Raw genomic sequence first — 953 nt, 5'->3', positions numbered from 1 at the left:
CTCCAGCCGATAGCGGCTGGCGGCGCCGGTCAGGGCATCGGTCTCTGCCAGCAGACGGTTCTCCTCGGCTTTCTGTTGCAGCGCCTCGTTGAGTCGCACCAGCTCGGCGGTACGCTCGGCAACCTGCTGCTCCAGCGAGTGATTGCGCCGCTCCAGCTGCTCCAGCAACAGCTTGCTGGCGTGGATATCGCGATGGGCGCCGATCATCCGCGCCACAGACCCGTCGGGATTGCGCTCAATGATGCGGCCGCAATCCTCAATCCAGAGGTAACTGCCATCGCGGCAGCGACAACGGTACTCGGCACGATACTCATGGGCGCTACCGCTCAGACAGAGATCGAACTTCGCCATCACCGCCGCCAGATCGTCGGGGTGGATCACGTTCTCCCAGGTGAAGACGGTATTGCCGAGGGAGTGAGGCTCGTAACCCAGCATCCGGTACCAGCCCGTGTTGCGATAGACAAAACCGGTATTGGCATGCCAATCCCAGATGCCATCGCTGGTCACCTCCAGAATGCCATGCACCACGGCCTCGCTGACATCCGAGATCCTGATCGTGTCACTGTCCTGCACCATAGCAGTTATCCTTGTTCTTCCGCCCCGTGCCACCACGGGGAATCGCGCTGTTGTCGTGAGGCGCTACCTTGGCATATTGCAACAGAACTGTCAGCCAGAACCCCACCGCACCACCGTTTCCCCGGTTATCGGCCACTCACGGCGCAGGCTGAATCAGGGTGGCCATAAGTGTGGCTCAAGCGCGCCCCATTTACCGGATTTAACTCACGATTCAGTCATTTGGGGGAGGGAATAATCGGGCGGCGCAAGAGGGGTGACCAAGTGCAGCATATTGTGCCAACCCGCTCCCCTCACCCTGACCCTCTCCCAGAGGGAAAGGGGATAAAGCGGTACCGGAAAATATGATCGCCAGCCACGTAGGTTCGATTAGCGAAGCG

Annotated in this window: 1 protein-coding gene; it reads right to left on the bottom strand. The window is 60.2% G+C overall.

Going from position 1 to position 953, the window contains the following annotated elements; all coding sequences use genetic code 11:
• The coding region (locus AACR14_RS16100) for a PAS domain-containing protein (protein ID WP_019446920.1) at positions 1-576 on the bottom strand (576 nt) is incomplete at its 3' end.
• Positions 577-953: the final 377 nt, after the last annotated feature.

This window comes from Aeromonas sp. 159, assembly GCF_963862045.1.
In the GTDB taxonomy this organism is placed as follows: Bacteria; Pseudomonadota; Gammaproteobacteria; order Enterobacterales; family Aeromonadaceae; genus Aeromonas; species Aeromonas veronii.
The sequence above is the reverse complement of the archived record's forward strand: the minus strand, read 5'-3'. Positions and strand labels throughout refer to the sequence as shown.